Annotated in this window: 6 protein-coding genes; 1 reads left to right on the top strand and 5 read right to left on the bottom strand. The window is 34.0% G+C overall.

Annotated elements, in window-relative coordinates; all coding sequences use genetic code 11:
• Positions 1-164: 164 nt before the first annotated feature.
• Both adhP and GQ593_RS03440 read right to left on the bottom strand, forming a co-directional pair.
• Positions 165-1199: an alcohol dehydrogenase AdhP gene (adhP, locus tag GQ593_RS03435; RefSeq protein WP_160430634.1), complete on the bottom strand. Its 1035-nt coding sequence runs from the start codon at positions 1197-1199 to the stop codon at positions 165-167.
• A 304-nt stretch (positions 1200-1503) separates the two neighbouring features.
• Entirely contained in the window at positions 1504-2823 is a 1320-nt protein-coding gene (locus tag GQ593_RS03440; RefSeq protein ID WP_160430635.1) for an MFS transporter, read from the bottom strand.
• A gap of 239 nt (positions 2824-3062) precedes the next feature.
• On the opposite strand from GQ593_RS03440, the gene GQ593_RS03445 reads away from it, so the two are divergent.
• Positions 3063-4103 (top strand): tagatose 1,6-diphosphate aldolase, encoded by a 1041-nt coding sequence (locus GQ593_RS03445; RefSeq protein ID WP_160430636.1) that lies wholly within the window; start codon positions 3063-3065, stop codon positions 4101-4103.
• A gap of 1223 nt (positions 4104-5326) precedes the next feature.
• Here GQ593_RS03445 and grxB read toward each other — a convergent pair.
• The 3 genes from grxB to GQ593_RS03460 form a co-directional block, all read right to left on the bottom strand.
• Positions 5327-5977 carry a glutaredoxin 2 gene (grxB, locus tag GQ593_RS03450; RefSeq protein ID WP_085247705.1) on the bottom strand — a complete coding sequence of 217 codons (651 nt, stop codon included), beginning with the start codon at positions 5975-5977 and terminating at the stop codon, positions 5327-5329.
• Entirely contained in the window at positions 5974-6603 is a 630-nt protein-coding gene (locus GQ593_RS03455) for a Pr6Pr family membrane protein (protein ID WP_160430637.1), read from the bottom strand. The genes grxB and GQ593_RS03455 overlap by 4 nt, the downstream gene beginning before the upstream one ends.
• A gap of 185 nt (positions 6604-6788) precedes the next feature.
• The coding region (locus tag GQ593_RS03460) for a transposase (protein ID WP_160430638.1) at positions 6789-7042 on the bottom strand (254 nt) is incomplete at its 5' end.

The raw sequence follows: 7042 nt of genomic DNA on the forward strand, positions 1-7042 counted from the left end.
TAAATATATAAATAAACGTGAAAAATCTAGTTATGATAGGGATTTATTTATAAAATACAAGCAAGATTCATTTTAGTTAATAAAAAAAACATCAAAAATCAGCATGATAAAACAAACAAAAAGTCAGCGCAAAGCTGACTTTTTATTCGCTATTTTTTGAAAAATTATTTCTTTTTCTTCATTTTCATATCAACGACCATACGACCTCGAATTTTTCCTGCTTTCATTTCCTCAATCATATCATTGATATCTTCTAATGGTCTTTTTTCCACTATCGGCACCACTTTACCTTCAGCACTAAATTGAAATGCTTCAGCTAAATCTTCACGAGTACCAACCAGTGAACCTAATACTTGAATGCCATCTAACACCGTTTTAGGAATACTCAAATCCATATTTTCAGAAGGCAAGCCTAATGCAACAACACGTCCTAAAGGCCGCACAGAATTGATAGCTTGATTGAATGCAGTTTTAGTAACCGAGGTCACAACAGCACCATGTACACCACCTGTAGTATGCTCTTTAATATAAGCGCCTACATCCTCAATTTTTTTAGGATTAACGACTAAATCAGCACCTAATTTTTGACACAATTCTAGTTGGCTATCACTGTTACTAATTGCAACGACTTTATTGTTAAACACTTTTTTACCATATTCGATAGCAAGTGTACCTAGTCCACCAATACCAAATACAGCAAGCCATTGACCTGGTTTTGTATTAGCCACTTTAATACCTTTATATGTCGTGACACCTGCACATGTAACGCTAGTTGCTTGTGCCGGATCGAGCCCTTCTGGCACTTTAACTGCATAATCCGCTTTCACAATACATTGTTCTGCCATACCGCCATCAACGCTGTAACCAGAATTTAACGCATTTCGACAAAATGTCTCATTACCTGAAATACAATACTCACAAGTACCACAGCCGGCATGAAACCAAGCAATACTGACACGATCACCAATTTTTAGGCTCTTTACATCAGGGGCAATTTTAGTCACAATGCCTACACCTTCATGACCAATAACTCGCCCCGGTTTTTTACCAAAATCACCCGATGCTACATGGATATCTGTATGGCAAAGACCACAATATTCAACATCAACAAGTGCTTCTCCTGCTTCCAAAGGACGAACAGGGATATCTTTAATTTCGACTTGACCATCACACTGTTGTTTAATAACTGCTGCTTTCATTTTTTTCTCCTAAGAAATATTAAAATTAAAATATCGTTGATTTTATTTTAACCTAATCCCCCTTAAAAAATTTGAGTTGTTTCACAATTTTATTAAATCATGTTGATTATTTAATAAACTATACTAAAACGTAGTCTTTCCTGAAAGTTTTTAACAAAATAAGTTAGATATATCGTTTAAATGAATAAATCCGGCAGGTTTGAATATAAGGTAAGTCAGGTAAATGGAAAGCAAGAATAAATTCTTATACTTTCCATTTCAACATATTATTAAATAATAATTAAAATTCTACGGTCATCATTTATTATGCAATATCTTTAGCTATATACTTTTGACTGTTATCATTAATTAATAAAAATAACCCAATCAATGCACCAAATCCAAATAATCCAATAACATAAATAGCAGGTGCCATTTTGCTCACAAAATCACTCAAAAAGGAGATCAGCAAAGGGGTTAATCCGCCGGTAATGGCGTAAGCCATATTAAATGAAAAAGATACACCACTATAACGAATCTGAGTAGGAAACACAGTCACCATAAAATAAGCAAAACAACCCACAATACCAACGCCAAAACCAGCTAATGAATAAGTCATGAATAAAAGGTGCGGGTTATCTAATGAGAGGTAAAAAATAGCGATAACAATGGTTGCAATAGCACAACCTATAAATATCACTTTCCCCATAGCAAATTTATCAACCATCATGCCATAAAAAGTACAACTTATAATGAGCCCAATAATCGCTAGTATATTCCCTTGCAACGCATCGATCGGCGAGTAGCCAAATTGCTTTTGTAATAAAATTGGCGTCATTAGCATTATGACCATAATACCCGCAGACAGCACCCAAGTAAGTAACATTGACAAAATAGTCTGAGGTAAATACTGCGTCAACACAGTGATAACCGGTATTTTTTTAGCCAATTCTTGTTGTTTACGCTTTTGCATTTCCAGAAAAATTGGTGTTTCTTTTAACCAACGACGTAAATACATTGCAATCAATCCAAAAACACCACCAATAATAAATGGCATACGCCATCCCCAATCAATAAGTTGTTCGGCTGATAGGCATTTATTTATAGCCGTTGAAACTAACGAACCGAGTAAAATACCTAGGCTTAATCCACTGGTTAAAATGCCACATGCCAATCCAATTTTATTTTTCGGCACATGCTCAGCAACAAAAGTCCAAGCCCCCGGAACTTCACCACCAACCGCTAATCCCTGACACAATCGCATTAATAACAATAATAGAGGAGCAAAAATACCAATATTGGTATACGTAGGTAGACAACCTATAAATAGCGTTGGTAAAGCCATAAGCAATATACTTAGCGTAAACATTTTTTTGCGACCGAACAGATCGCCAAAGTGCGCCATTACAATACCGCCGAATGGGCGAATCAAATATCCAGCAGCAAAAATACCAAAAGTTTGAACTTGACTAAGCCAAGCCGGCATATCATTTGGAAAAAAAAGATGACTAATGGTTATTGAAAAAAAGACAAAAATAATAAAATCATAAAATTCTAATGCTCCACCTAATGCGGAAAGTGCCAATGTTTTATAGTCCTGAGCATTTAGAGTTCTTGTCGGTGTATGGATTACTACATCTTGCATGTGGATCCTTGTAAATTATTGTTTACATACAGTTTAATATTGTGAACTACTATACCCTAACGCTTATTTTTTTAAAGGAAATATTTGCTCGCCCGATGATGTAAACTCAATCATCATCGCATTACATAATAATTGTGTTCGCTTTAATTAAGTATAGTGCTAAAACTAGCACGAATGATTAATAAACAATCAAACAAAAAAACTACAATGGTACATCTTACTAAATGGAGAGCTATAAAATGGCTAAAAAATGTATTTCTCGTGGCAAATTCACACGTATGCAGCAATTATCAAACCAAGATGGCGTTATCGCTGCATTGGCGATAGATCAACGAGGTTCAATGGTTAAGATGATGGAATCGGCCGTTGGTAAAGATCGTTATCATATTGATATGGTGTATGAATTTAAAGAACTTGTCTCTCAAGAGTTAACTAAATATGTCAGTGCAATTTTGTTAGATGAAGAATATGGCTTTAAAGGCATGACAGCCAAAAATAGCAATGCTGGATTAATCATGTCGTACGAAAAAACGGGATATGACGCCAATACGCCAGGGCGATTACCCGATATTTTGCCAGAAGATTCATTACAACGTTTAATAAAAAAAGGGGCGGATGCTGCAAAAGTATTGGTTTATTATAATCCTGATGATCCTCAAGATATTTTAGATAAAAAGCACGCTTTTTTAGAACGTTTAGGCAATGAGGCAAGAGCTGCTGATATTCCAGTTTTTGTTGAACCTATTGTATATGATAACGTGATAACTGACGATAAAAGCCCAGAATTTGCAAAAATCAAACCACAAAAAGTCATTAATACCATTAAAGAATTTACTAAAGAGCAATATTACATTGATATTTTAAAAGTCGAAGTTCCTGTTCTCTTTAAAAATGTAGAAGGCTTTAACGATAACAACGTCGTTGTCTACACGCAAAAACAAGCAGCAGACTACTTTAAACAAGCAAGCGATGCCGCAACGCGCCCTTTCATTTATTTAAGTGCTGGCGTGCCAACAAAAACTTTCCACCAAGAACTGATTTTTGCCGGTGAACATGGTGCTAAATATAGCGGTATTTTAGGTGGTCGTGCAACATGGTTTGAAGGAGTTGCCGCCTATGCAAATGGTGGAAAAGAGGGATTAAAGCGTTGGTTAGATCAAACTGGTCGTGAAAATGTTGAGCACCTTAATAAGATATTAAAACAATACGCTACACCTTGGTATGATATCTATGGTGGTAAAGATAATATTGAAGTGATTGATGTTAAATTAGGTAACTAATTAACAAACCGAACAGAGAACAGGGGTTGTTTCTATTTTCCTGTTCTCTTTTGTAATGATAACAAGTTTATAACCTTAGTTGCCCAAATTGCTCGCATTATTTACAGTAATTTGAGAAACGACTGTAATAGATATATATGAACAACAACACTAACGCCTTATTACAGACAAGCGATATAGCGCTGATATCATAAAAAAATAATCATCCGTTATGGTATTAAATTTTTGGCCAAAGTTGAAAAATCCATTAAATATAAATTAAGACTGCAAGCTAAAGGCAATAACAAAACCTATCTAGGCAAAATGCTTCATGACCACACCAAACATCTATCCATAATATTCCATTCATGACGCCGAAAGCTCTCATCAGGTATTACATCACATAGCTCCCCTTGCATATAAAATACGAAAACAGGTTGCATAATTTTCTACATCTGTTGTGTCTTATTATGGAATATTTATACAACTGTTCACTTTTTAGATTATATTTTTTTGTAAAAAATATTCAGGATTCTATACCATTTCGTGGTTTATTAAGAATTTGTAGTATCTCATTTGTTAAAACGTTGATATTCATCGTATCAACCAAAAATGAAAGTTGCTTAACCTCAAACGAGTACAAGATAAAGACTTTAATGCAGATGCGGTGTTCACTTTTTAGATTATATTTTTTTGTAAAAAATATTCAGGATTCTATACCATTTCGTGGTTTATTAAGAATTTGCAGTATCTCATTTGTTAAAACGTTAATATTCATCGTATCAACCAAAAATGAAAGTTGCTTAACCTCAAACGAATACAAGATAAAGACTTTAATGCAGATGCGGTGTTCACTTTTTAGATTATATTTTTGTAAAAAATATTCAGGATTCTATACCGCTTGATGACTAATTAATGATTTGTAGTATCTATTTGTTAAAAGGTATGAGCATCATCTATTAATCGAAAACTTATAAACCAACCTGCTAATAAACGAATGGGAAAGCTGAAAGAGAGACGTACTTTAATAGCTATGTGGCGTAATCAACATATAGTTAGCGATGCAAAAGATAGAAAATGATTGATTCACGTTTATAATATAGTTAAACCACATAAAGCGATTTTAAGTAAAACGCCTTATGCGTTATTAAATGATTATGTTAATCATGAAGTATAAACAATCTGGCTTTTTCTTAAACCTTAGTTTAACGATAAATAAAACGCTAGATCTAACTGCCTAATCATTAAATGGCTTTATCAAAAAATAAATTAACTTTACTGAGTTTTGCCATGGATTGTATATAAGCTTTAATTTTAGGCGGAAAAGTTAAGCTTTTAACACACGTCAAATTGCGTAAAACGGGAAACAAACAGATATCATCTAAAGATAATTGCCCATTACACGCATCTGGCGAAACAATCAATAATTCAAGCTGATTTAATACTGCAGATACGGCAGACACTAACGAATCAGTTTGTGCTAAACATTCGTCAAACGATCCTAATTTACCAACTTTACTAGTGACAAAATAATCAATCGCACTTTGTGTTGCAAATTCAGCTAAGCCGAGCTTTATATAACGGGGACACTCTAACTTATAATCATATTGTTGCAACTGTTTGATTAACTCTGCAATATTTGGGGATTTAGGTCCAACTAAAATGGGATCACCACCATAATTATTATCAATATAATCAACAATATCTAAACTTTCAGGCATATAGCTGCCATCCTCTTTTTGTAAAATGGGTGCCATTTTTTCGCCAATCATACGCTCTGGCGATTGAGAATCATCACTCAGCAACACTTGCAATTCAACCGGTATGTTTTTTAGACCAAATATCATTCTTGCCCTTACACAAAAAGGACAATGCTCATAAATATACAGCTTCATTTTCGACTCCTTAAATATTCAATTGCCCAACATAAAAAGGTTAATCCCACAAACAGCAAAAAAACCTCACTCACAGCAAACAGCGCTTTTGGATAACCAATCTGCGTAACATTAATAAAAGGATATGGATACAAATTGGTATAATAGCCACGCACAAAAATATAAATGCCATATCCAATCATTGACAATAACGCCCCCATAATGACTTTTAAATCAATTCGTCCAAATGGTCCAAAAATGAACCAGCTCAATAATCCCAAAGCAGGAATAACCACATGTAAACTTTCATTAGCAATTTTCAATAATACATTAGGTGGTGGAGTATGAATGCTTCTTAACACTATGTTATACACAATAGTTGTTATAATCACACCTACTAAACCATTCAAACGAATAACTTTAAAACTATATCGATGACAATGAGGATTGATAGCTAGCCAAAAACAACTCAATGCTAACATTAAATTGGATAAAACCGTAAAGAAACTATAATAATAAATTAATCGCCCTATTGAAGATTCGGGTTGCCAAGGACGAAACTTAGTATGCCAATAAATGTAAGTTTCCATGGCAATAATAGAGATTGCAAACAGCGCGATAAAAAGATTAATACTTCGCTTTAGCATAAACAGTACAAAAAATAACTAAAATCCCAGTATATAGCAATTAATAAAAAATAAACAATACAATAATGGACTAAATCAATTTATGTAGAAAATGGCTGTCAAAAAGTTTCAGGAAAGCAAGTGTTTTAGTATAAAACATTTATATTTTTAATAGGGGCTGTTGATCTTTGCTGTACATAAATTACTCAACAATACATTGGCAGCCACATTAACATAAATGCCAGTGATACCATACTGGCATAATTCCTTTCTAACTTATCGTATCTAGTTGATATTGAACGATATTGCTTGATTCTAGCAAAGGCATTCTCGACTAAATGACGATAGCGATAAAGGCACCTATCCATACTGCTTTTATCTATATCCTTACCATAATTACGTTTAGCAATCACCGTTCGTCCGCCTTTTTGACGAACAAAGCACCGAAAAGGCTCGCTGT

The sequence above is a fragment of the Gilliamella sp. Pas-s25 genome (assembly GCF_009795885.1).
GTDB lineage: Bacteria > Pseudomonadota > Gammaproteobacteria > Enterobacterales > Orbaceae > Gilliamella.